General features: G+C 47.5%; 20 protein-coding genes and 4 tRNA genes. All 24 read left to right on the top strand.

Translation table 11 applies throughout. The features are described from left to right. The first annotated feature begins 54 nt into the window (after positions 1-54). Complete coding sequence (locus tag GF409_02635) at positions 55-1,947, top strand: PAS domain-containing protein (protein ID MBD3426109.1); 1,893 nt, start codon at positions 55-57, stop codon at positions 1,945-1,947. Positions 1,948-2,042: 95 nt separating this feature from the next. Beyond that, positions 2,043-3,851 carry a PAS domain S-box protein gene (locus GF409_02630; GenBank protein ID MBD3426108.1) on the top strand — a complete coding sequence of 603 codons (1,809 nt, stop codon included), beginning with the start codon at positions 2,043-2,045 and terminating at the stop codon, positions 3,849-3,851. 102 nt (positions 3,852-3,953) lie between these two features. Further along, positions 3,954-4,028 (top strand) — tRNA-Thr (locus GF409_02625). Between the two features lie 80 nt (positions 4,029-4,108). Beyond that, a tRNA-Tyr gene (locus GF409_02620) sits at positions 4,109-4,194 on the top strand. 123 nt (positions 4,195-4,317) lie between these two features. Beyond that, positions 4,318-4,728 carry a response regulator gene (locus GF409_02615; protein ID MBD3426107.1) on the top strand — a complete coding sequence of 137 codons (411 nt, stop codon included), beginning with the start codon at positions 4,318-4,320 and terminating at the stop codon, positions 4,726-4,728. 210 nt (positions 4,729-4,938) lie between these two features. After that, entirely contained in the window at positions 4,939-5,301 is a 363-nt protein-coding gene (locus tag GF409_02610) for a hypothetical protein (GenBank protein ID MBD3426106.1), read from the top strand. Between the two features lie 17 nt (positions 5,302-5,318). Then, the gene (locus GF409_02605; protein ID MBD3426105.1) at positions 5,319-5,639 is read left to right on the top strand and encodes a hypothetical protein; all 321 of its coding nucleotides are present in this window, start codon (positions 5,319-5,321) and stop codon (positions 5,637-5,639) included. A 16-nt stretch (positions 5,640-5,655) separates the two neighbouring features. Next, entirely contained in the window at positions 5,656-5,883 is a 228-nt protein-coding gene (locus GF409_02600) for a hypothetical protein (GenBank protein MBD3426104.1), read from the top strand. 22 nt (positions 5,884-5,905) lie between these two features. Then, positions 5,906-6,508 (top strand): tetratricopeptide repeat protein, encoded by a 603-nt coding sequence (locus GF409_02595; protein MBD3426103.1) that lies wholly within the window; start codon positions 5,906-5,908, stop codon positions 6,506-6,508. Positions 6,509-6,588: 80 nt separating this feature from the next. After that, positions 6,589-6,837 (top strand): hypothetical protein, encoded by a 249-nt coding sequence (locus tag GF409_02590; protein ID MBD3426102.1) that lies wholly within the window; start codon positions 6,589-6,591, stop codon positions 6,835-6,837. A gap of 92 nt (positions 6,838-6,929) precedes the next feature. Further along, a complete protein-coding gene (locus tag GF409_02585) occupies positions 6,930-7,325 on the top strand; it encodes a hypothetical protein (GenBank protein ID MBD3426101.1) in 396 nt (131 codons plus the stop codon). Positions 7,326-7,668: 343 nt separating this feature from the next. Continuing rightward, complete coding sequence (locus tag GF409_02580) at positions 7,669-7,929, top strand: hypothetical protein (GenBank protein ID MBD3426100.1); 261 nt, start codon at positions 7,669-7,671, stop codon at positions 7,927-7,929. A 36-nt stretch (positions 7,930-7,965) separates the two neighbouring features. Beyond that, complete coding sequence (locus GF409_02575; protein ID MBD3426099.1) at positions 7,966-8,604, top strand: SagB/ThcOx family dehydrogenase; 639 nt, start codon at positions 7,966-7,968, stop codon at positions 8,602-8,604. Positions 8,605-8,637: 33 nt separating this feature from the next. Next, positions 8,638-9,330, top strand: coding sequence for a hypothetical protein (locus GF409_02570; GenBank protein MBD3426098.1), 693 nt, complete (start codon positions 8,638-8,640; stop codon positions 9,328-9,330). 5 nt (positions 9,331-9,335) lie between these two features. Further along, positions 9,336-9,905 (top strand): DUF45 domain-containing protein, encoded by a 570-nt coding sequence (locus tag GF409_02565; GenBank protein ID MBD3426097.1) that lies wholly within the window; start codon positions 9,336-9,338, stop codon positions 9,903-9,905. Positions 9,906-9,916: 11 nt separating this feature from the next. After that, positions 9,917-10,144 (top strand): hypothetical protein, encoded by a 228-nt coding sequence (locus GF409_02560; protein MBD3426096.1) that lies wholly within the window; start codon positions 9,917-9,919, stop codon positions 10,142-10,144. A gap of 1 nt (position 10,145) precedes the next feature. After that, positions 10,146-10,844, top strand: coding sequence for a hypothetical protein (locus tag GF409_02555; GenBank protein ID MBD3426095.1), 699 nt, complete (start codon positions 10,146-10,148; stop codon positions 10,842-10,844). A 73-nt stretch (positions 10,845-10,917) separates the two neighbouring features. Further along, positions 10,918-11,562 carry a hypothetical protein gene (locus GF409_02550; GenBank protein ID MBD3426094.1) on the top strand — a complete coding sequence of 215 codons (645 nt, stop codon included), beginning with the start codon at positions 10,918-10,920 and terminating at the stop codon, positions 11,560-11,562. Positions 11,563-11,617: 55 nt separating this feature from the next. Further along, complete coding sequence (locus GF409_02545) at positions 11,618-12,376, top strand: hypothetical protein (protein ID MBD3426093.1); 759 nt, start codon at positions 11,618-11,620, stop codon at positions 12,374-12,376. A gap of 17 nt (positions 12,377-12,393) precedes the next feature. Further along, the gene (locus GF409_02540) at positions 12,394-12,765 is read left to right on the top strand and encodes an FMN-binding protein (protein ID MBD3426092.1); all 372 of its coding nucleotides are present in this window, start codon (positions 12,394-12,396) and stop codon (positions 12,763-12,765) included. A 98-nt stretch (positions 12,766-12,863) separates the two neighbouring features. Then, positions 12,864-12,937: transfer RNA gene (locus GF409_02535), tRNA-Gly, on the top strand. Between the two features lie 192 nt (positions 12,938-13,129). Further along, the gene (locus GF409_02530) at positions 13,130-20,803 is read left to right on the top strand and encodes a methyltransferase domain-containing protein (protein MBD3426091.1); all 7,674 of its coding nucleotides are present in this window, start codon (positions 13,130-13,132) and stop codon (positions 20,801-20,803) included. Between the two features lie 341 nt (positions 20,804-21,144). Next, positions 21,145-21,220: transfer RNA gene (locus tag GF409_02525), tRNA-Thr, on the top strand. A gap of 105 nt (positions 21,221-21,325) precedes the next feature. Beyond that, positions 21,326-21,448: elongation factor Tu (gene tuf / locus GF409_02520; protein ID MBD3426090.1), on the top strand; the 123-nt coding region annotated here is incomplete at its 3' end.

Below are 21,448 nucleotides of genomic sequence, written 5' to 3'. Positions count from 1 at the left end.
GCCGCTTTGATAGTGGTATTGCCTTTTTTGCTGTAGAAAGTGTGACAGGAGAACATGGCTGGAAAAGAAAATAAGACAAAAAAACCAGTTCCTGCAAGAGAGAACCTAACCCCGGACATTATGTTCAGGCGATTTGCCGAAGCTGCCGGGCAAGGTTTGGGCATGGCAAATATGCAGGGCCGAGTGGTCTATGTCAACCCGGCTCTTTGCCGGATGTTCGGTGAGGAGAGTCCCGGCGACTGTTACAAAAAGCATCTGAGAGATTATTATTCGAAAGAGTCTTATGAAAATTTTGTCACAAGTGTTCGGGAAAAAGTATTAGAAAAAGGTCATTGGACCGGGGAGGCGGTCCTTCTTTCAGCGGAGGGGAGGAAGACCCCGGTAATCGAGAACATTTTCATCATAAAGGACGCAGAAGGTAATCCTGAATATTATGCGAATGTGATCACGGATATTACCGAACTCAAGCAGAAGGAGCAAGAGATACAGAATCTTGCGAAGTTCCTTTCGGAAGACCCCAGTCCGGTCCTGCGCGTGGACAGCCAGGGGAGAATATTATACGCCAATGAATCTTCGGAAGGACTACTGAAAAGCTGGAAAACCGCGACAGGCAAAACAGTGCCGGATGAATGGATCGAAATAATAAAAGATGCTTTAAGGACCGGGGAGAACAGTCTGGAGGAGTCGCGTTCGAACAGTCGTTTCTTCTCCGTTCATGTAGCGCCGATCACCGATTCGGATTATGTCAATCTTTACGCGCATGATATCACGCGGCGTAAATTGATAGAGAACGAGCTCAAGGACAGTGAAAGGTTCCTGCAATCGGTCTTTGACGGTATACAGGACGGAATAAGCATATTGGACAAGGATCTTAACGTGGTGAAAACGAATTTATGGATCGAACGGATGCATGAGTATGCCATTCCGATCGTAGGCAAGAAGTGTTATGAGGTTTATCAGCAGAGAAGCGATGTGTGTCCCTGGTGCCCTTCGGTTAAAACCTTCCAGACCGGACAGATGGAATCGGCCGTGGTCCCTTACCCCTCTGAGGAAAACCCCGAGGGCTGGATGCTTCTTTCCTCGTATCCTTTCAGGAATGCTCAAGGTGAAATGGTGGGTATTATTGAGCATATCAAGGACATAACCGACCTGAAAATGGCTGAATTCGAACTTGAAGCATATCGCCAGCATTTAGAGGAACTGGTCGAAGAAAGGACCAGAGAACTTGGCGAAGCCAACAAGGAGCTTGAAGCTTTCAGTTATTCTGTATCACATGATCTGAGAGCTCCTTTAAGGAGCATGGACGGGTTCAGCCGCATTCTCCTGGAAGATTACTCTGAGAAGTTGGACCAAAAGGGGGCGGATCATTTGCGGCGCATACGCAGTTCATGCCAGCACATGGGACGGCTCATTGACGACATCCTTACGCTGTCGAAGGTTACCCGGCAGGATCTCAACCGCAGGACGGTAAATCTCAGCGATATCGCGGCGGATCTGGTGGAGGACCTTAAAACCCGTTATTCGGGAAAGAATATAGATTTTCTAATAGCCCCTGGTCTTAAAGTGAGAGCGGACCAAAGATTGATGCGCATCGTTATGGAAAATCTTCTGGAGAACGCCTGTAAATTTTCAGAACGCAAAAAGCAAGCCCGTGTTGAAGTGGGATCAGTTGATATCGGCGGGGAAAAAGCTGTCTTTGTCAGGGATAATGGCGTCGGTTTCAATATGGCCTATGCTGACAGGATATTCGGCCCTTTCCAGAGGGTTCATTCGCAGAAGGATTTTCCGGGCACGGGAATAGGTTTGGCTACTGTAAAGCGAATAATCAGCCGACATGGCGGTCGTGTCTGGGCGGACAGCAGGCCAAGCAGGGGAGCGACATTTTATTTTACCATATCCGATAAATCAGCAACTTGTGCGGAAGGATCTTTAGACCATACCAGTTAAGGGTAAGGCAGATCTTATTGCTTTGTCAGGGAACATAGAACGAGAAAGAGGTTCACTGCACATACAAACGGAAGATCTATGCACAGGAGTATGAGATGGCAAAAAAAATACGGGTTCTAATGGTGGAAGACTCGGCTGACGACGCTCTCATGGTCGAACATGAACTGCAAAAGGGAGGATTCCTTCCGGAGGTAAAAAGGGTGGAAACTCGCGAACAGATGTCGCGCGCGCTCGACGAAGGGCAGTGGGATATAATCATCGCTGATTACAAATTGCCGGAATTCAGCGGTGAGGACGCGCTGGAACTGTTGAAGGAGAAAGCGATAGACCTGCCTTTCATAGTGGTATCCGGAACCATAGGTGAAGAAATAGCGGTCAAGATGTTGAAGAATGGCGCCAGCGATTACATGGTCAAGGGCAAACTGGCACGCCTTTATCCAGCCGTAGAACGGGAGATGGAAGAATCCCGAATGCGCGGATCGAGGAGGAGGACCGAGAAAGAGCTCGATAATGCAAATAAGTTCATGAAAGATATACTGCAGAGCATATCGGATGGTTTTATGGTCCTTGACGAGAGAATGGTAGTTCTTTACTTCAATAAAGCGGCACAGGAAATGCTGGGAAGAAAGAAGGAAGAGGTTGTCGGAAAGAATTTACTGGAAGCTTTTCCCGAGGCGAAGAATTCCGTCTTCGAAGAAAAATACAAATGGGCGCTGCAGAATAAACAGCCGTTATTCTTTGAAACTTATTTCGGGGTGGAACCGTATTGCGACTGGTTCGATGTCAGGGTCTATCCGAGCCAGAGAGGTATTTCTGTTTATTTCCGGGTGATCACCGAACAAAAAAAGACGGAAAGAGCGCTGAAGGAAAGCGAGGAAAAATACAGGATGTTCTTTGAGAGCGCTGCGGACCTTATCGCAATAGTCGACCCTAAAGGCAAATTTCTTGATCTCAATAGGAAGTTCGAGGAAGAAAGCAAATACAGCAGACAGGAGATGATGGGCAAGAACGTATTTACCAGCGGCATTATTTCGAAGTCGTCCGTACCGAAGACAATGGCAGCGATGAACAAGGTGTTAAGAAAAGGAGAGTCTCCCATTGTCGAGGTGGAAGGTGTGACCAAGGATGGAAATCTGGTGCCGTACGAGCTTAGGGGCATTCCGTTGAAAAAAGAGGGGAAGATCATAGCCGTTCAAGCCATTTTGAGGAACCTGACTTACAGGAAAAAACTGAAGACCACCCAGAGATTCGCCCAGATAGGCGAAATGATGGCGGATATGGCGCATGAGATAAAGAATCCTCTACAGGTGATATCGGGAAGAGCGCAGATAGCCCTGATGGAAGAGCCGGGCAACGAAGAGATAAAAGGCGCGTTGGAGATAATCCATGATCAGGCCCAAAGGGCTAATGAGCTTATGCACAAGTTCCTGTATTTTTCCAAACCGAGCAAGGGTGATTACAAGCAGGTGAATATCAATGAGAGCATCGATTATGTTCTGAGTCTGGTGGAGCACCCGTTTTCCCTGAAGAACATTAAGATAGAAAAAGATTATGTTTCTTCTCCGATCCTGGTGGAGGCGGATGAGAAAAGTCTGCACGAGGTCTTTCTGAATTTAATTAACAATTCAGCTGATGCCATGCCTGAAGGTGGGAGGCTTAAGGTCAAGACCGACGTGCAGGACAACATGTTTCGCATTAAGATAGAGGATACCGGTAGCGGAATAGACGAGGAGCATATGAAGAAGCTATTCGATCCATTCTTTACCACAAAAGAAAAGGGGACCGGACTGGGCCTGCCTTTATGTTACAATATAGTAAAGGCCCACGGCGGGGAGCTTTCATTCTCCAGCGAAAAAGGCGAGGGCACCACTGCCACCATACTCCTTCCATTGAAAAAGAGTTAGATTTTCCCCGTCATTCGGACTTATTCCGTGTAAATAGGGTGTTGAATAAATAACATATTGTGATATACTTATCACATTGAACGGACACTGTATTTGTTTAATGCCGGCGTAGCTCAGGGGTAGAGCAGGGGTTTTGTAAACCTCTGGTCGGGGGTTCGAATCCCTCCGCCGGCTCCATTTTCCAAGTACAAAGCTCTTTACAAATAGAGAATAATAATATAGAATACGCCTTTAGTGCGTTGTTCTATTATAAATCAGGGGAGATGCCGGAGTGGTCAATCGGAGCAGACTGTAAATCTGTCGGCTTTAGCCTACGGAGGTTCAAATCCTCCTCTCCCCACCACTATATAAAAAGCCACCTGCATTTGGTGGCTTTTTTCTTGAATCGCCTTATCTGCCTCTTTTTACTTAAACTATTATATTTTCTGCTATTTAAGAAGATTTTAACTTTATTTTAACAATCCCTATGTATAATTTAAGAGAAAGTAAAGGGAGGGTATTTATGGGTAGTTGCCCCTTAGTGAAAAAGAAGATTCTTGTCATTGATGACGAGGAAGGCTTTACCGAAATGGTGAAAGAAGCTCTTGAGCAGACCGGACAGTATAAGGTGGATATAGAGAATAATGCAGCAAGGGTGCTTGACACCGTCAGAAAAGTCCAGCCGGACTTGATATTGCTGGATGTTCTCCTTCCGTATATGGATGGACCACATATCGCTGAGCTGATCAGGCGGGATAATTCTTCGGGGGATATTCCAATTGTTTACGTATCGGGTTTATTTGATTTCGTTGCCGAAGATGAGAAGCCGGGTCTTATGCTTTTATCCAAGCCTTTACAGGTAAAAAAACTTATCAGGTGTGTGGAGAAAAACATTTAGAATGTTCTCGCTTCGATTAGGGAACACCCACGAGCTTGCCGTATGCCTTGTCCCTTTTATAGTGTCTTTCCACATAAGCCCTTGTAAAGTCCGTTCCATCAGAGTAAAATCATATATATGAAATCTTTTATATGTATAATATTGGCACTTTGTGCAGCCGTGTCCATTCCGGTATCGGTATGCGGTCAGAAGCCCGCACATCAACCGGACGTGGAAGCTATCAGGTATCAGCTGCACATAGTAACGGATGTTAACGAATATCTGGATGACCTCTTTCTGGAATTCAGTGAAGGGTATATTCATCCGGACAAAGCTCTCGCAAAGGTAAATCTCCTGAAGCACGAGTATAATAAACTGGTGGAGCCGGTGCCCGAGGAGGGCATAAAGCTGCATGAACTTATGAATAAGCTTCTTGCCCGGATAGAATATTATTTTATCCATTACAAGAGAACAGACAGGGAGAACCCTCAGATCAACTTGCAGATAGCAAGGGCCAGGTTCGATTTTAATCGGGAGGAAGAAAGGTTGAGATATCTTTATGGTACACCCGCTGGGCGACCTTTTCAGCCATGAAGATCTGGAGCGAATAAATGGGCATAGCCGATATTCTGAATGATCTCTTCAGGCGTTTTAAAGAACAGAACTTTCTCGACAGGGTCTATCAGGTCATTGTCCTTGTGTGGATAATCACCTGCAGCGCGTGGGCTATCAGTCATTTTTTGTATTATCTTAACCTGTGCCGGGCTTCCTATGAGATCTACGTATCCGGCAGTGCGACCGTAACGATGCTTTTGATCGGTATCGAGACCTTGATAGCATGGGTCTTTCTGGTCGTAATTCCCGTAAAATTAGTACCTGTGATCTGGTTTGTCTGCCTGAAGCTCGGCGAATATCTCCGGGCGAGGACCTGAAATCAAGGAGGGATGTATGGATTTTACCACTTTCAAGAAGATAATCTACAGGGAAGGCTATATAATCGTATCTTTTTTTCTTATGTGGTTTATCCTCAATCTGTTAGTGACTCTGCACGTCAAGCCTACATATTCCTTTCATAGGACGGTGGATATTCTGGTGGTGGCGCTTTACGCTGGCTATTGGTTCGGGAGGTTCGTCAGCTGGCTTATAAAAAAGAACAGGCAGATCAAGCCGTATTGATGCGGAGGAAAGGGCGGCAAATATGAGGAAAATTCTTGCGGTGACTGCGGTCATATTCGCGGTAACAACGCTCGGTGCAAACGCGGACCAGTGGGACGATTTGGTAAAGGAAGCCCTGAAGCAAAGACCTTCGCAGCAGAAACGCAAAACAAGGTCCGGTAAAAGATTGCTTCGTGAGAAAAGGGAAAGGATCGCTCAGATAGACGCCAAGGTCCCTGACCTCATCAAAAAAGGGGATTATCAAAAAGCCGAAGAACTGTTCAAGGAGGCATTACGACTGACCATCGAGCTGTATCACCCGGATCACCTCAGGGTAGCCGAAAGGTTCCTGCTTCTGGGAATTCTCTACATGGAGGCCAGGATGCCCGCAAAAGCGGAAGAAGTCCTTTTGTGGTCCCTCAAAATAGGCGAGCCCATACTTGGGGAGGGTGATTACCGTCTTGGCAATGTTTACCTTTTTCTGGCACGGGCGTATTTTGACCAGAACAAGTACGAATTGGCGGCTGAACAGGCTACTCTTTATCTTATGATCTGCAAGGCGTATTTCGGGGATGATAACCCCCGTACGGTAGCGGCAAGGGACTTTCTGGGTGATATTTACGCCGAGCAGCAGAAGAAAAAATAACGTATTTGCAAATATGCTATTGAGCGTGTATATTTTGAGTATTATAATATAATACGTTTACTAAAATGTAAGGAGGAAAAATGAAAAAGATAGCAGTATTAGCGATTATTGTCGTTTTCGCTCTCGGCACTGTTTCAGCTTTTGCCGGAGAGGGGCAGAAGGGCAAACCCATGAGCAAATCCTATGACGATGGTACGTTCCAGGCAGCTGCCGAACATATTTCGCATTGGGGCAAGTCCCAGGAGATAGTAAAAGACGAGTCTTTACGTGATAAGGAAGCTGAACTGGAAAAAAGAAGAAAAGGCAAAAACGCCATTGGTATCATCTAACTGCGCCAGGGATTCGATCACATGACAGGGAGTTGCCTCAAGCGACTCCCTGTCTTTTTTCAAGAGAGAAAACGTCCTGCTGAAAGGATAATATGCGGAAGATCCCCCATGTATTCCCTTCCTGGGTAATAAACTTCTTCTTTTTGCTCGGTCTTGTTTGTGCATTTGCGTTCAGGTCGATCATAGTGTTGGAACACCTGAGACCGGACCTGGTCAGGCCGGTATGGTATTTAGCGGTTCTCGGGTATGTACTTTTCTTTCTTTACAGATATTCGATCGCGCGAAAACGCAGAAAAACTGTTACAGAGTACGATCTTATAAACAAAATAAGGAATGGCGAGCGCCTCGGTCAACAGGAGCGGGAAGCGGCCGTGTATTCTCTTTCATCTATCGTTAGGTCCAGGGAAATATTCAATTATCTTGTTATATCGATACTGTCGGTGCTCGCGATAGGTGCGGATTTATTATTGACGCTTATGGGCAGATAGGATACGGATAAAAGGTTGCCATCGGCATGTTCCATGCTTTAGGGGGCAGTTATTTAAGCTGCATCAATACAACTATATATAATATTAATATCGCATTACTTGCAAGGTTTATGGCCAGAAGGTATATTATAAGCGATTCCATGAAGAAGGCTTCTATTATATATTTGGCTTGTCTTTTTATCTTTTTGCCGGGGTGTACAAGGTCGGGTTCCCGGGAAGGCGATGCTAAGACGGATCTTATCGGCGAAATGGCCGGTGAAACGCAACTCCGGTCGTACAAAAAGACCAAAGATAAGGTGCTTGATATACAGCAACGATCAAGGGAAAGGGCTCAATGGGAGGAATGAATGCCGGGATTGCAGGTTTTCTTTTCCTAGGTTTATTCTTTGCGGCCACATGCGCGGCACAGACCGATAGCGAGATAGATCACGCGGTCAAGGAAGTGGACAGGCCGGTTCGTGAACAGGTTCAGGAAGAATTAATGGAGATCGAACACCGAAAGCGTGGTCCGGGGGCTAGCTATACCGCATCCGGAACTGGACTTATCGAATATGATGCGACCACGGGCGCCTTAAGGCCAATGCCGTCCGGTCGCGCCGATTGAACGGGAGGCAGCGACATGACCTGGAGAAGATGTTACATAGTATATATTATGGTGATATTCGTGCTGATAGCGATCTTTGCCCCGCATTTTGCATACGCTGAGGAACTTGAGGCTATCAAGCTTTCCGCGCCCCGTTTCGACCGGGGGATGCTGCTTATGGACGCGCTAAAGGAGCGCAAAAGCACAAGGTCTTTCAGTGGAAAAGAGATTCCCGTTGACGTGCTCTCGGATCTTTTGTGGGCGGCTTGGGGGATAAACCGGCCCGAAGAGGGAAAGAGGACAGCGCCTTCGGCCATGAACCTGCAGGAAATAGATATTTACCTGGCCATGCGGGATGGCGTGTACCTTTACAGGCCCGGGCAAAATCTTCTTGAACCGGTCCTGGCCCGTGATATAAGAGAATCTACAGGGGTGCAGGAATTCACTCAAAAAGCGCCCGTGAACCTTATATATGTCGCTGATCTTTCAAGGATGCCCACGGATAAAAGCGGCAAGAGTTTTTTTTCGGCGATCGATACTGGCTACATCAGCCAGAATGTCTACCTTTTCTGTGCTTCTGAAGGTCTGGCCACGGTGGCCATCGCATGGGTGGATAAAGAATCACTGGAAGAACTCATGGGACTGAGAAAAGATCAGAAGGTGATATTGACCCAGCCGGTAGGATATCCGGAATAAAACGTTTCTGCGGGCAGTTGAAGCGGGGGTGCGATGAAAATAGAGACAAAAATAATTCTTATATCCATAGCTGCGGGCCTTTCAATGTGGGTCCTGGACGCTGTTGTGGATTATCTTTTCTTTTTCAGGGGAACTTTCTGGCAGTCCATGGCGACCATGGTAGCTCCTCACGATGCTTACCTGCGTGTCGTTATCATGATCGTGTTCCCTCTTTTCGGTATCATTATAGCCAAGGTCGTCGGTAAACTCCGGAGGCTCGAGGAAGCTCTTGAAGCAAGCGAAAGGGCTTTGCGTGACATAGTCGATTTCGATAACGTGGTGCTTACCACTCTGCCTTTCGGTATACAGGTCGTAGATGAACAGGGGAATATGCTTTTTATGAATAAGACCATGGAAGAATGGGCGGGCCGCCCCCGTCTGGGGAGTAAATGCTGGGAGATGATAAGGGATGATCAGGAAAAATGTCCCGAGTGTCCTCTGGGAAGTGATATCAAATACGGCAAGCCCGAATGTCTTACTGCGGAAAATGTCTTCGGCAGGAAAAAAGTGCGCATTATTTATACGGGTATGTTCTATAACGGCACAGAGGCCATGCTCGAGGTGTTCCTTGATCTGGATGAATACGAAAGATGCCGTCTTCCGGAAATAAGCGAGGAACGCATAGCGCAGATAAAAAAAGCTGTAGAATCGCAGAGGCAAAGAAAAGAAAAAGAAGAGCAGGTCTGATCTAAATGGCAAGAGCGCTGACGATAGATATTGAGGGGATTGGAAGGGTTTTATTGGAGAAAAGCAAGAGGTCCAAATACCTGAATATTTTCGTTATGCCCTTCAAGGGAGTGCGAGTAGCGATACCATACGGTATCTCTTTTGACGAGGCCGAAGGATATGTGCGGTCCAAAGTCGATTGGATAAAAAAACATATCGCCAGGATCAAGAAGGTGGAGGCCGAATATTTCTCAGTTGCGAAGGAAGTCTCGGTAATTGATGAGAGGGAGGCCAGGATAGGATTAGCGCAAAGAGTTAAGGAGCTTGCATCCAGACATGGATTCTCGTACGGTAAATTGTATATAAGGTGTCAGAGGACAAGGTGGGGAAGCTGTTCTCACAACAATAATTTGTCACTTAATATTAAACTGATGTCAATTCCCCGGGAGCTTTGCGAGTACGTGATCCTGCATGAGCTTATGCACACGCGCATAAAGAATCACGGTAAAAGGTTCTGGGCGCAGCTTGACAGGATCGTGGACGGGGCGAAGTCTCTGGATAAACAGCTTAGAAGATATAACCTTGAACTTTTGTGAATGGGGGTGCCATGAAAGAGATAATTATTTCTGTAGTAATTGGTGTGAGCGTGGTAACGGCTTCGCTGGTCATCGGGATTAATCTTCCCGGCCGATACAGGGTCGTAATAAATAGCACTTTCGGCGCAGTGAAATACGACAGCGTGACCGGAAGAACATGGAGATTGGGCAAGACCCAGATAGTTGAGATAAAGGATTATGGAAGGGTTTTTGAGGAACCCGAGAGCGGAGGGGATTAATATGCGTTCGATCACGGTTTTGGTGATGGCGGGAAGCCTGTTATTCGGCGCCCTGGCTTTATCCGGTTGTGATGCTGAAGAGCTGACCGTAAGGTACGTGGTTGCCAGGTATCTTGGCGCCACCATCAACGGCAGGCATGAGGAAGCTTACAGGTACATTTCAAGTAAAGACAAGCAAATCAAGAGTCTTGAGCAGACCGTACCCGAACAGAGATGGGAGAAAGGAACATTAAAGAGCTATCTTCTTCGGTACACACGATATACCATAGGGAATATTAATATTGAAGGGGATAATGCGAGCGTAAGCTTTACAATTACTTCACCGGATTACAGGCTGATAAGCATGGACATACCCCAGTTCGATCTGACGAAGGCCCCCAGAGAGGGTGAATACGGCAAACGCATGGTCAAATTGCTGAAGGATACTTACGGAGGAGATCTCCCGCAGATTGTCAGAAGCCAGCGGATCGACCTCGTCAAAGAAGACGGGACTTGGAGGGTTTTTCTTAACTGGGAAGAAGAAAGGGAAAAGGAAGCTCAGCAGAAGGAGGAAATGGAAAAGCTCTTGCTGGAGGAGAGCAAAAAGCATAAGGAGCGCCAGGCCAGGGAGGAGGCCCTCCGTGAAAAGGTTGAAAAAGACAAACAGCGGTTATTAGAAGAACAGAAGCAATTAAGGCAGACAGGTTCCGATGAGCTGTAATTTAAAGATATTATGTCTTGGTGTGTTGTTGTGCTTTCTTGCTTCCGGTGCAGAGGGACTAAAAGATAAGCACATGACCAAGTACGGGTTCGCGAGGGAATTCATAAGCGGCCTGAGCTTAATCAAGAAAATCAGGGAAATAGACAAACTTGGTGAGTTACCAGCTGATCTTCCCGGGAAAAAGGCCGCGATCGAAGATTACATTGCGGATATCAGACGGGCAAGGGCTGATCTGCTCGAGATGCGCACGGCGCTGGCACCTTACGAGAATTCGTCTGATGAGCAGGTGCGAAAGGCATCTGTTTTGGCATTAAAGAGCTACGACAGCTATATAAGGGCATTGAGCGATATACTGCGCGAGCAAAGCCTGATTTGGCAGATACGTCTTACGGGTCAGGAGATGGCGCGGGTGATCGGCCGAATAAGGGATGAATATCCCCGGATCGATATGGCTATGAAAATCTTAAGGGATTCTTCAATGCTCGTTTCCCTGGCTATGCTGGAGGCCGAGGCTGACCAGGCGGGTAAGCTAACATATCTGGGTATAACTTCCGAGCAGAGAAGGGAGCTCATAAATTATCTGGAAAAGATCTATGGCAAGGATTTGTCTGGTGATATACGTGAAAGCGATCCAGTGATATACCAGTGCGGGGCGATACTTCTTAAGGGACTTACCGGTATACACCTGTCATCAGACGAGAGGGAGCATGTTAACTGATCCCATGAATTGAACTTATTTCGAACAGCTCGATCAGGAGAAAGGGCGGTGTGTAATGAAAAAAATATGGATATATGTTCTTGTCGGATTGCTTGCGGTCGTTCTGGCGTTATCGGCTACCAAGGACAACATTCTCAAGTTCTCGCTGGAAAGGGGAGTTACCGGCGTAACAGGTCTTAAGCTAAGCATAAGTGATTTCAAGGTAGGCCTTATCAAGACCATGATAGATATCCGTGGTCTGAGGCTTTATAATCCAAGAGGTTTCAAGGATAGGATAATGCTGGACATGCCGAAGATATACGTGGACTACGATCTTCTCGCTTTTTTCAAGGGCAGGGTACATCTTAGCCAGGTCAATATAGAACTCAGGGAATTCATAGTTGAGAAGAACAGCAGGGGAGAGCTCAATCTGGATTCGCTGAAGATGGCGCAGGATAAGGGAGAGCAAAAGAAGGCTCCCGAAAGCAAAGAGGATATCCAGCTCCAGATAGATAACCTCAGGCTCAAGGTGGGCAAGGTTATATACAAGGATTATTCCAAACAGGAACAGCCTCAGGTCCAGGAGTTCGACGTCAATATAGATGAGACCTACAATGACATAACCGATCTGGAATCCGTGATCAGTCTGATCATGGTCAAAGCGCTTGCAAAGACCACGGTTTCAAGACTTGCGAATTTCGAGCTGAACAAGCTCACCGATAATATCACGGACAAGTTACTTTCATCTTCGAAACTGTTTTCGCCAGAGAAAGCCGGGAAAATAGGCGGGACTCTGAAGAAGCTCGAGGGCTCTTTGTTCGGCGGTGATGAATAGGAGCAAAGGGAACTGACATGAGGAAAATATTGCTCATCGGGGTCTTAGTGGTGCTGGTGAATTTATCTTTACGGGCTTGGTCCCAGTTTGCTGAGATTGACATCGGCAATCTTCCGGATGGAACATATAGCGCAGAAGAGGCCGATTACGATGAATCCGTGATCAGGGTGAAGGTGACCGTTACCAGCGGAAGAATAACGGACATAAAGATAGTTGAATCCCGCGTAGATCCCCATGTTGAACTCGCAAAGGCAGTTATCGATAGAGTCATAGGACTTCAGACAGTTAATGTCGACGCGGTGACGGGAGCGACATTTACCAGTGCGGCCATATTGAAAGCCGTTGAAAAAGCACTTCTAAAGGCGATGGAACAAGAAGTTCAACTATAGACTGCTGGATGTGCGGTTAATGGATCACGCAGCATAGGCGAGTTAGACCTTGACAACGGCACAAGAAAGTGTATATTATTCAGTTAAACATGAACGGAGCGAGCGTAGCACAATGGTAGTGCAGAAGCCTTCCAAGCTTCCTACGTGGGTTCGATTCCCATCGCTCGCTCCATTTTTTATGTAAAGCAGTTATATTCTTTCCAATAGAGTCAAATCCCAGTATTCTCTTAAATATAGTATCTGCAAATAGTTACACATAAGTTAAAAAAACAAAACCTAGATAACTCTTTGTTGCGCTGATGCCGGCTTTATATTATAATGAAGATACTTTTTATTTAACTAACATATCATAGTTATAATAATAATGAATTCCTTTAAAGTGAAACATAGATCATGGTTCAAAAGCATCGCTGTGGCAGTGGTTTGTCTACTCACTGTACATGGCCTGACGTGGGCGCATCCGGGCTTTGTCCGGGATCATCAAGGAACTCCTGCTTTGCAGGTCCAGTCTATTTTCAAGCCTATACTGGATGTGACCGGTCATCAGTATGACACACAGATAAGGGTAGAGCTTGCTTGTATACTCACTATGGCCCTGAAAAATGAAGTTCCTGCTTTTCAGGACATCAATTCAGAACTAGACAAATGGCTTAGCGATGTTGCTGGGGTAAACAAAAAGAGGCTGCTCGATGTCGTTTCCAATCCGATAAAGAAGCAAGGGAAAACGATCATAGAAGTAAGGTTGTTCGATGAACTTCATATGCAGAGAAAGTTCCGGATCGTTTCAAGCTGTAAGTCCATAACAGATATTCAACATGATGAGAGCAAGATCGATATTGAGATCATCACTCAAGACCAGCGGGGTTACGAGAGAGAAGGGTCTTTTGGGTATCGCGAGGGAGGCAGAGAAGGTCTTGAGAACGAAGAGAAAGCCCGGGAAGAAGCAGCTGTGTCAGGAGAAAGCCAGCTACGATCCAGGGACGATCAAATGTATCCATCTGTTGTCGCACACCTCAAGGAACTTTTCGGTGGTAATCTTAATGGTAAAAAAGTCTTGGAGCTTGGGGCAGGGTCAAGCCCCGGGAACATACTTGCGCTTAAGAGTGAAGGCGCGCAGGTGGACGCGGTCGACATAGATGAAACGTCCCTTAAAAGACTGAGAACGTTACTACTTAAGGCGGGTGCCGATGATGTGAAACTTATTGAGATGGATTTTAACGGAATCTTTCAGCTAGAGAGTGAACAATATGATGCGATAATCTTCAGGAACATTCTTGACTTCGTTCCCGATGGGATCGACCATCTCGGTCATGCAGAACAGGATATACGCGTCAGGGCGCACGCTCATTTTAAGGCACGTAAATTCTTCTTTTCAGAATGCGCGAGAGTGCTCAAGGATGGAGGGGTCGTGGTCGCCGAAGATGTTGCTGAGCCTGCGTATGATTATGAAAGCACCGTCCTGAGTGATATGCTCAGGACATTCCATGATATTGCGGATATAGGAAAAGCGGCGCAGGAAGCGGGATTCCGGATCGTTGTCAGGAACAGGTCGTTCGATGACACGCTGCTCATCCTCTTGCATGAGAGACCTTCGATAAAAAAAGGCGCGGTAAGCGTGACATCTTCACAGATCGAAGGATACAGTGGCACTGAATATCCTTATAACGAAACCTATCCCAGGCAGCTTATCAAGATCATGAGCTCTCGGGAAAACACAGACGGTATGGTCGTTGCCGAGCTGGGGTGCGGTCAGGGGCAACTCGCCAGATGGGTCAGTGGTAAGGGGTTTCCGGTGATCGGACTGGATATAAACCCCGCGAACATAAAAGTCGCGGAACAGAACACTATAGATGAGGGTATGCAGCTTGTTCGGGGGCGCTCCGCATGGGAAAAAGTGAAAAAACTTTCATCCGCCGACCATCCCGCGAATGCTTTCCAGCAGTGTGACCTGGCTCACGGCATTCCACTTCCTGACGGGTCCGTTGACGCTATTATTCTGCACAGGACCCTCAGCCAGATCATAAAGAATCAGGACCGCGAGTATCTGCTAGAAGAGATAGAAAGGGTGCTTAAACCCGGTGGATATGTCTCTTATCTGGATTTCAGCGATCTTTACCCACAGGGGCTTGATGGACGTTACGATTTTCAAAAAGAGGTTATAAGACGCCTTCTCAGAGACGGTCTTTTGCCTTCGGTCCTTCGGGGTTTTATGGGCGATGCGCAGATAACACCTGTTCTGGTTTATCAGCATTTGCAGGGGCCCACGAAGAACGAATCCGAGTATGCCGATCCGCAAGAGCTATACACGGATATAAAGAGCGGACGCGTAAAGGTGGTCTTCATCGGCATCCATGAGCGGGACAGATCCGTCAAAGCTCGCTTCACCAGGCTGGGGTTCAGCGGTTTTACCGCACAGGAGGTCTTTATCAAGCGTAAGGAGAACCGGTATGCGCGATTAGGCGGATTCGTCGCCCAAAAGCCTCCAGGTATTTCCGCGGTCCCTGAAATAGGCAAAAAGGCTCGAGTAGAGATGGTTTCTCCAGATAAGACGATGGCAAGGGTCATAGATTCTCATGGAGACCGGCATAAGGTGGAACTCAGCGGTGGAGGCCAACTGGACCTGAGGGTTTTGAGCGAGTCGCTCAAGGGGCTAGCCGAGATAGCCGGCAAACCGGAGAATTACAGCGACATTGTCGGACCGATGCTTTCGGCTGTAACAGCTTCGGATGTTACCGTGCATATTTTCCGGTCGCTTGTCGAGGACCTGTTCGCGTTCTGTTCACCCGAAAATAAGATGATGGCGTTCTATAAGGATATCCCGGGCGATCCCGTGGCCCAGTTCCACGAGATAGGTGAATATCTCATAAGTACGGGTATGATGCAGCTAAATATGGTCGATGGATGCCTGGAAATAGTGCTGCCAGGAAGAGATCCGGCTACCCTTGTCCCTTCCATTGATACCATGGAATTCATTACAGGTGAGGCATGGGGTGAATCCTGGCAGGAAGAACCACATTATCTTTTGCGTGTTCTTCAAAAGGAGCTGTTTGGTACGTTCGACACGAAGTTCAGTGAGTACATACAAACTCACCAGCAGCAGATGCAGTTGTCGCAGACGGCAGAGGAGACGTCTGAGAGACCGGCTTCATCCAAGGAGGATACGACCGTTGTTATCGGTAGCAGGAAGATGCCTTTTAAAGGGCCAGAATCAGAGACCCGCAAGCGGTCCACGAGAAGGGAAAGCTCACGCTATGTTGCTTTTGATCAGGACGAAGCAAAGGGGGCGAAGAGGGGTCCGATGGACACTAACACGCTTGAAAGTCTTTTCAGGCGTGGTCTTATGATGTACGGCGATAAAATGTATTTCAATGCGAACCCCGGATTAAAGTTCGACGATAAAGGCAACATACGGATGAACGTTGAGGCCAGGGTGATAAAAGGGGATCTTATTGAGGTTTCCCGGGATCTAAGCGACGGGAATGTTGAAACGATACAGCAGATCTTCTATCAGATAGCTGAGATTAAGCTCAGGGCTAGGAAAGCCGTTGAAAAAGGGCAGGACGCGTACAAGGAAGTTCTCATGGAACAGGCCGAGGATCTGCGGCTAGAAGTGAACAAGGTACTGAAAGACCATAATATAGACTATCAAATGGAAAAATATAAACCCGGGGACACTGGGATAATGCTTTCAGAGGATATCCAGCAGCTTCTTGAGGAACGTACCGAGAAACTCATAGTTGCCTCCAACATCACCAGACTTGAAGAGAGGGTAGCCATGCTCAAGAGGGAGCAGCGCACCGTTATTTTCAAAGACGGTGTCCCGGTCGAACCCGGCGTGCCTTTCCGTGTGACGGTAAGTTCCGGCGGTTCGATCGAATACAGAAAGGACAAGCCCGGTGACCCGGTAGAGCTGATCCTTGATCCTGAAAGCGACACTCTTGAGGTAGCAGGTGACGACGCCCACAAATATGTCATGAATGCTGTGCTTGAATATAACTCCCGTCACGGAAAGGGTCGCAGCAAAGGTTCGCGCATCGTGCATACCGAAGGAATGAGCATCAGCCGCAAGAGCGACTATTACAGTCCTATCTCGTTGATTGACGATGTCCCGGTGAATATAAGTGACCCTGGACAGTCCGAGGAACTCGCAAAGGGTATGGCCCTTCTTGGCAGAATGGAAGAGAATGGCGTAACAGTAGGCGGCAGGAAAATTCAGCTGATGATAGATCGAAGAACCGGTCTTTCCGGGGTCGTAGTGCAGATAGTCTTGGAGAAAGTCCTGGAAGATTGCGGGGGGCGGATAGACATGATGCCTGAGAGGATGACCATTGCCATGTTAGACCGGTCGCCTTACCTGTTCGAAGACGGCTTGTCCAATGGTTTTATCGGCATCAATAGGTTCGTGCTGGCGCTAAAGGATGAGAACATCAGGACGAGACTTCTGTTAACTGGATTATATCATGAGCTCTCGCATGAGATGACCGGACGCAATGACGGTGACTTCGAGAAGGAACAGCTGAGCAGGGATGTTGAATATTGCACAGGGATCATGGGGGCGGACAAGCAGCAGCTCATCAGGCTGCATGACAGTCTGACAATTGTTCTTGACCAGGACAGCGGTTTTCTGGAGGAGTTAGGCCGGGCTGCTGATCCTCATGCCATACAGGTATTCCAGTCGGAGCTGGATCGTGCTTTTATCGATCTGTGGATATCGCTTCACGAGGTCGAGCGCGTCATACCCGAGGCGCTGAGCGGCATAACGAATGAACTTATTATGAATCTGAGAGAGGCTAAAAAACTCGTTAAATTCAACCTTCCGCGTTACCGCAGGGAAACTATCGAAAAGGCCTTACAGCTTGTGGATTTCATCAGCAGCGAGTTCGAGGAGGGGTTCAGGTTGGCTCAGAGAAGCTCGGGCCAGCAGGCCTTCGAGAAGAAGATCGATTCAGTGCGCGGTTCATTCTTTGCAACGATCGATACCTTGAACGGTATGTTGGATGAAGAGAGGCCTCAGGGATTAGAGGAAGGATCTCCCGGGATAGGCAGACGGGCTAAAGTAGTCCGCATAGAAAACGATCGACGCGTCGCTATTGTCATCGGAACCGACCGGAAAGAGCGTAAGGTGGAACTTGAGCTTCAGGACGCGGGTTTTCTGCTTGAGTTGAAAGAGCGCGTGAATGTCATGCAGAACTTACCAGAAAACAGCCAGGCCGGGTTTGAAGCGATCATCCGCCTGTTCGAAGCCACTTCACCGGATATCGGCGTATTCGAGGAGACAGTGGAAGACCTTTTCGCTTTCGCAAAACCCAATGATAATATTATCGCTTTTCACCGATATCTGGCAGACAATCCGCCGGCAGTGGTACATGAAATAATGGAATATCTGGTAAAAATGGGCGAGTTGAAAATACGGTATACAGGGCGCCTGGCAGAGCTAACCAACCGCGTGGGGCTTTGCGGATTCCTCAACGAGGTTTTAGGGTGGACAGGGCTTTTCGAAGGAGAGGCTCAGCTTTTAACAGCAGAAGGCGCTGTTCTGTGCTCGGTAAAACTGAGAAAAGATGCTCTTTCAATCGCGCATAAAGACACCAGCGATCCACATTACATGATACGTGCTTTTCTGAGAGCCGTATTAGGGGATGCGGACAGGGACCTGACCGAAAAGATAAAGTCGTATTACCGGGCTAACATGGAGAATATCCTGGATGAGTACCCGCAAACAAATTTCGAGGGTTACAAGTTGTTGGGAGTGGATACGCAAAGAGGGCTTGCCGATGAAATGCGGCAGTTAACCGGGGTGGGCTTTCTTGCTTGTGCGGAAGGGGTATATTCGCCTTTACAGGATAACAGGCTCGGTCTGCATTTTGCCAGAGCCGTTGCGGTAAAGGTCAAGGATGTCGCTCTCGGATTGAAGGAAGATGCGAGGGATGATATTCGCATACTGGTTGTCGGATCCGGTACGGGTATAGATGCTATGGCGGCCTCCCACCATGCGAGAAAAATCGGGTTCGGAAAAGTGCATGTCGATGCCATTGACATTAATTCTCGGGGGATCGATAATCTCCGGAAAAATCTTCATCTCGCCGGAGAAGAATACCAGTCAACCATCTTCCCAAGGCTCGTTAAGCAGGGGAGCGAATTCGAGAACCTTCAGGATTCATATGATCTTATCCTGTTCAACGCGCCCGATGCGGTGAGCTTTGAAGACGCCTCCGAAGAAGTAATCCAGAGAACTGACCACGCGATAAAGATGGACGAGGGGGTTTTTAGAAGTATCATGCGGAAGATCGGAACTCGTCTTTCCGCCCAAGGGGCGGCTCTGGTATCGAATCATTCCACTGTGTACGAAAAACAAGATATCTTCCCGGATAACCTGTCAGTTGTCGCCGAGACGTTCGGGGGAGGGGCGATATTGGGAGGGGAGTATTTTGGCCGGGTTTTATTCCACATGACACCGGTAAACAAACCTGTTCCTGAGGTATTTCTCAGGGGGCTGATCGGAGCTCGGTTCGAAAGGCGCCTGACCCAGCTCAATGGCGGTGTGATGCCCAGAATATTATCCGTCAGGGCCGATTCGGAGCATATCGCAAGCGCACTTCTTCACGAGCGCCTGAGGTACGCTGACAGTAAGGATTATGTGGTCCTGCAGCTAAAAGTGAGCTATCCGGACAGGGACGTGTACAGGATAATAGTGGATAAGCCTTCATTTTTACTCAACGATATCGATTTCATCGTGAGACGGGATGTTGTTATGCTAAACCGGTTCGATTTGGTGTTCGACTTTGCCGTGTACCCTGATCTTGATACGGTCTTCGTGCATAATATTTCTTCAGGCAGCACGGTCGGTGGTGAAAGTTTTTCGAGACTGAGAGGCAAGGGCGTGATGTCCGAACTGTTCACGAATTTCGCAAACGAGATAAAGGACAAATATCCTGGGTGGCATGTCTCCTCCTATTTATTGGATAAATCCGGCGCATTGCAGCATTTGTTTGGGAAACACTTCCGAATGATTGAAGCTGATCACGAGAGGGAGGGATTTATCGGGCTCATAAAGCAGTTTTCCGTGATAGCCGGAGTTGAGGATGCGGAAAAGATATTCGTAGGCGAAGCGGTCGATGCGTACCGGGAATTCGATCAAGAGCAGGAGACAGTCAAACCTGGCGAGGACAAAGGAAAAGCTGATGATCCGGAAAGACGGCAAAGGCTCTTGGAGGCTAAAATGAACAAGTCCAGCCGAATAAGCCTAAGACTTCTGCGGATCGTCAAAGAATGTTTAGCAGGTGCCGATCAGCTATCACGCCTGACTGAGGTAGATATTGTTGTAGACCTTGCGCTGATCCCTGAGGAAGATCTCCAGGAGAGCGCGGAGACATGGTCTTATCTTATACGTTCATGCGACCAGATGAGGGGCGTCAATTTTATCTTCGAGAAGAAGTTAAGAACGACCAGGGAAGAGCTTCCTCTGGATCTGGCGGGCCAGATGGAACAAGCTGCGGAAGCGGAAGATTTCATCGACCGTCTTGAACAGTATTTGGGTAAAGGCCTGATGGCGAGAGTAAATCGACCGAGGAGAGAGAGCGCGATCGAGATACCGATCCTTTCAAAAAGAATGCTCGAATGGGAGAGGGATTGTGATATTGATCTCCGGCATAATCAGTATCCTGTAGCGCTTATCGGTCCGGGTATTACAGAAAGCGGAGAAACGGCACTTCATAATTTCGGCGCGGCTCTTGCGATAGGGCTTTGCAAGGTCGGACTTGTTGTCGCTAAAATGAGCGATGAAGCTAAAGGCCCGGAAGAGGAAAAGGATTATCCGCGCGTAAGAAAAAAGATGCTTGATGAACTCAAGAAGTTGTATTCGCTTTTTAGAAAGGATATTATTCTTACTGAGAAGACGGTCAATAATATGGTCCATCCGGTTTCGGCAGTCAGGATGAACCTGGCCATAACACTGGCGCTTCCGCCGATTACGAGGATGATACTTACAGAGCTCAAGCTGCAGCACGACAAACTTCAGTTATTTCTCATTGCTGCCTAAGATAAAAGGAGTTCCGCTTGGCCGGCCCGCGCAGAGCGGGCCGGGAACTCCTTTTGTGGGAAATTGCGCAATTATCCTGCAGTTATTATCTTTTCCTATGTTGATGAGGCATTGAATATCTCAAATATTTCGGGCTAAGTCGGCAAAAAATCTAACGTTAATGAAAATTTTTTCATTTTCTTCTTGACATAAATACCTTATTTGATAAAATCAATATTCCAACATCTCGTTTATAGAGATATATTATTGTAATAACTTCACCTGTTAAGCTGACATAAGTCAAGCTAGTGGTGGAGTTTAGTGCAATTTTGAGGTGTGCAATTCTAAAATATTTTATCAACGCCCTTGTAGCTCAGCCGGTAGAGCACATCCATGGTAAGGATGGGGTCGGCGGTTCGATTCCGCCCGAGGGCTCCAGCAACAGGTTCTCGCAAGGTGCGAGAAGGTAAGAAAATATAAAAGTTGTGAAGGACAAACGTTTTTACGGAGTTGCCAAACATATCCTAATTTAAGGAGGGAATGATGGCCAAGGAAAAATTTGAACGAACAAAACCGCATTTGAACATCGGCACGATAGGTCACGTTGATCACGGGAAGACTACCCTTACGGCGGCGATAACGATGTATCTGGCGAACAAGGGGCAG

The sequence above is a fragment of the Candidatus Omnitrophota bacterium genome (assembly GCA_014728045.1).
Classification (GTDB): domain Bacteria; phylum Omnitrophota; class Gorgyraeia; order Tantalellales; family Tantalellaceae; genus WJMH01.
The sequence above is the reverse complement of the archived record's forward strand: the minus strand, read 5'-3'. Positions and strand labels throughout refer to the sequence as shown.

Bases quoted from the DNA above. Each gene is read 5' to 3' on its own strand.
- GF409_02635 (MBD3426109.1), top strand. From the start codon at position 55: ATGGCTGGAAAAGAAAATAAGACAAAAAAACCAGTTCCTGCAAGAGAG.
- GF409_02630 (MBD3426108.1), top strand. From the start codon at position 2,043: ATGGCAAAAAAAATACGGGTTCTAATGGTGGAAGACTCGGCTGACGAC.
- GF409_02615 (MBD3426107.1), top strand. From the start codon at position 4,318: ATGTATAATTTAAGAGAAAGTAAAGGGAGGGTATTTATGGGTAGTTGC.
- GF409_02605 (MBD3426105.1), top strand. From the start codon at position 5,319: ATGGGCATAGCCGATATTCTGAATGATCTCTTCAGGCGTTTTAAAGAA.
- GF409_02600 (MBD3426104.1), top strand. From the start codon at position 5,656: ATGGATTTTACCACTTTCAAGAAGATAATCTACAGGGAAGGCTATATA.
- GF409_02595 (MBD3426103.1), top strand. From the start codon at position 5,906: ATGAGGAAAATTCTTGCGGTGACTGCGGTCATATTCGCGGTAACAACG.
- GF409_02590 (MBD3426102.1), top strand. From the start codon at position 6,589: ATGAAAAAGATAGCAGTATTAGCGATTATTGTCGTTTTCGCTCTCGGC.
- GF409_02585 (MBD3426101.1), top strand. From the start codon at position 6,930: ATGCGGAAGATCCCCCATGTATTCCCTTCCTGGGTAATAAACTTCTTC.
- GF409_02580 (MBD3426100.1), top strand. From the start codon at position 7,669: ATGAATGCCGGGATTGCAGGTTTTCTTTTCCTAGGTTTATTCTTTGCG.
- GF409_02570 (MBD3426098.1), top strand. From the start codon at position 8,638: ATGAAAATAGAGACAAAAATAATTCTTATATCCATAGCTGCGGGCCTT.
- GF409_02565 (MBD3426097.1), top strand. From the start codon at position 9,336: ATGGCAAGAGCGCTGACGATAGATATTGAGGGGATTGGAAGGGTTTTA.
- GF409_02560 (MBD3426096.1), top strand. From the start codon at position 9,917: ATGAAAGAGATAATTATTTCTGTAGTAATTGGTGTGAGCGTGGTAACG.
- GF409_02555 (MBD3426095.1), top strand. From the start codon at position 10,146: ATGCGTTCGATCACGGTTTTGGTGATGGCGGGAAGCCTGTTATTCGGC.
- GF409_02550 (MBD3426094.1), top strand. From the start codon at position 10,918: ATGACCAAGTACGGGTTCGCGAGGGAATTCATAAGCGGCCTGAGCTTA.
- GF409_02545 (MBD3426093.1), top strand. From the start codon at position 11,618: ATGAAAAAAATATGGATATATGTTCTTGTCGGATTGCTTGCGGTCGTT.
- GF409_02540 (MBD3426092.1), top strand. From the start codon at position 12,394: ATGAGGAAAATATTGCTCATCGGGGTCTTAGTGGTGCTGGTGAATTTA.
- GF409_02530 (MBD3426091.1), top strand. From the start codon at position 13,130: ATGAATTCCTTTAAAGTGAAACATAGATCATGGTTCAAAAGCATCGCT.